This window comes from Vibrio sp. 10N.222.46.A1 (assembly GCF_041473595.1).
In the GTDB taxonomy this organism is placed as follows: Bacteria; Pseudomonadota; Gammaproteobacteria; order Enterobacterales; family Vibrionaceae; genus Vibrio; species Vibrio tasmaniensis_A.
In genome coordinates this window covers 1-2,833 of sequence record NZ_JBFRSN010001390.1, presented here as the reverse complement: position 1 = coordinate 2,833, position 2,833 = coordinate 1, and the positions used below count along the sequence as shown (strand labels likewise).

Below are 2,833 nucleotides of genomic sequence, written 5' to 3'. Positions count from 1 at the left end.
AGCTTAGAGCTTAGAGCTCAGAACTGTTTAGGTTCAGAGCAGCTAAAGGTTTATTGCTCTTTGTTTTGCTCGGCTTTACATACAGCAGCAGTGAACACTACGTCTGTTGAGCTGTTAAGTGCTGTTTCAGCTGAATCTTGAATCACACCGATAATGAAACCAACCGCTACAACCTGCATCGCTACATCGTTTGAAATACCGAATAGGCCACACGCTAGCGGGATAAGCAGTAGTGAACCGCCAGCAACACCCGATGCGCCACATGCTGATACTGCAGCAACAAGGCTTAGTAGAATCGCAGTGAAGATATCAATCTCAATGCCCATAGTGTGTACAGCAGCAAGCGTTAACACAGTGATGGTGATTGCAGCACCCGCCATGTTGATCGTTGCGCCTAGAGGAATCGATACAGAGTAAGTATCTTCGTCTAGCTTTAGCTTCTTACAAAGGTTCATGTTCACTGGGATGTTTGCAGCGCTTGAACGAGTGAAGAATGCCGTTACACCAGATTCACGAATACATTGCAGTACAAGTGGGTATGGGTTTTGTTTTGTTTTAATAAATACAAGCAGTGGGTTAACCACAAGTGCGATGATTAGCATTGAGCTTAGTAGTACTGCTAGAAGTTGACCGTAGCTTGCCAGTGCATCGAAGCCTGTTGTTGCGAATGTTGCAGAAACAAGACCGAAGATACCGAATGGGGCAAGGCGAATAATGAAGCGAACAATGTGTGAAACACTGTGGCTTAGGTCTTCGAAAACCGCTTTGGTTGTTGCAGATGCGTGGTGCAGAGCAAGACCAAGACCGATGGCCCAAGCAAGAATACCGATGTAGTTCGCATTCATTAGTGCGCTAACTGGGTTGTCTACAAGCTTGAATAGAAGCGTATGAAGAACTTCTGCAATACCTTGAGGAGGGTTAGCACCTTCAGCGCCAGCAACCAGTGTCAAAGTGGTTGGGAACATGAAGCTCAGTACTACAGCAGTCAGTGCAGCAGAGAACGTACCAATCAGGTAAAGCACAATGATTGGACGCATATGAGTATGCTGACCTTTCTTTTGGTTTGCGATAGAAGCTGCAACAAGAATGAATACTAAAATTGGGGCAACAGCTTTCAGAGCACCAACAAACAGGCTACCTAATAGGCCTGCATCTTGAGCTGCTGAAGGAGAAACCATGGCGAGAACGACACCGAAAACAATACCAGCAAGGATCTGTAGAACGAGATTTCCACGAGCGATGCGGGCGAGCATGTTGTGATTTTGCATAAAATACCTGCAATTGTTAATTTATTATAGTGATGTATCTTTTTATGAAGTTGTACCAAATCCAACTATACACTAGCGGAATTGGCGGTCATATTAGCGGGATCTAAGAGGGTGTCTAGGGATAGTTTACTTTTAGGGTTATTGTTTGCGCTATGTGGTGTTTTTGGAGCTAAATGTTAAATAAATGTATTTTGATTGGGCTATAAATCTGCTGATTCTCATTTGATAGATTCAAAACACTGCAAATGTAGAAATGTAAACGGCTATAGGAAAGAACATTGTGTGCATAAATAACCACACCATTATCAAATTGAAACAAAAAGCCCCACGTGATTAACACGATGGGGCTCATTGTCTTAATTTAAAGTTATCTTAAGTTAGGTTATCTTCAATACAGCTTATAGCTGTTAACCTTAAACCTTAAACCTTAAACCTTAAACGTTAGTCAGACGCTTTTTTAAGATTGCGGCCTTCTGATTGTACGGTTTTGTACATCTTGGAAAGCTGCTTATTGCTGGCGCGTTGTTCCGCTAACGAGGCGCCATTTCGGGCTTGTTCTCGCAATAACTTTCGATAGTTAGCAAATCGTCGCTCAGACAATTCTCCACTTTCAATCGCCTTGCGTATCTTGCACCCCGGTTCTGATTCATGATGACAATCAGAGAATCAGCAATGTATGGCTAACTCTTCCACATCAGAAAAGGTTTCACTCACGCCTTCAGCGCAGTCAGCAAGTTGTAGCTCTCGCATTCCTGGAGTATCGAGCAGTAAGCCGCCCGATGTTAGCAAGTGGAGCGATCGTGATGTGGTTGTGTGTCGGCCTTTACTATCGTCTTCACGAATGCCACCTGTGGCTTGTTCAGCCTCACCAAGTAATGAGTTGACTAAGGTGGATTTACCCACACCGGATGAACCCATTAAAGCCACAGTCTTGCCCGTTTTACACCAAGGCGACAAAACTTGAGTTGAGTCTTGGTCTAGGCTATTCACCGCTTCGATCATCAGCATAGAATCTAAGCTTTGCACTTGTTGTACTTTGTCTTCGTAGTCATCACACAAGTCTTTCTTGGTGAGTACGATAACGGCTTCAACCTGTGCTTCATTGGCGAGCGCTAGGTAGCGTTCAATACGGCTTAGATTAAAGTCGTTATTTAACGAAACCACGATAAATACCGTGTCGATGTTAGCTGAGATATATTGTTCGGCGACACGGCTACCTGCAGCTTTACGGCTGAAGAGTGATTGACGGTCTAATAAACGGCCGAATTGCAGTTCAGAGTTCAAGATTACCCAGTCGCCAACCGTCATTGCGGGTTGGTTTTGATGGATAGGGAGAACGATTTCGCCTTGTTCTGACGCTAGTGTATAGCCGCTGCGATGGTGCGCGGTAATACGAGCAATGACGGATTGGTCATAGTCTTCGAGTGTCAGTTGTTGTTGGAATACAGGTTGCCATCCAAGTTGTTGAAGTGACATTGGATTAGAAAATGCGTTTTGTGAATTCATGTCTATTTACCCAGACGTGCGAGCTTTCTTTTCTTGTGAGAGCATTAAAGTCTTATCAC

Annotated in this window: 1 protein-coding gene and 1 pseudogene; both read right to left on the bottom strand. The window is 44.1% G+C overall.

Annotated elements, in window-relative coordinates; all coding sequences use genetic code 11:
* Positions 1 to 50 precede the first annotated feature (50 nt).
* Positions 51 to 1,268, bottom strand: a complete 1,218-nt coding sequence (gene sstT / locus AB4496_RS26870) for a serine/threonine transporter SstT (protein ID WP_009845849.1) — start codon at positions 1,266 to 1,268, stop codon at positions 51 to 53.
* 441 nt (positions 1,269 to 1,709) lie between these two features.
* A pseudogene (rsgA, locus tag AB4496_RS26865) lies at positions 1,710 to 2,774 on the bottom strand (ribosome small subunit-dependent GTPase A).
* Between the last annotated feature and the right edge of the window lie 59 nt (positions 2,775 to 2,833).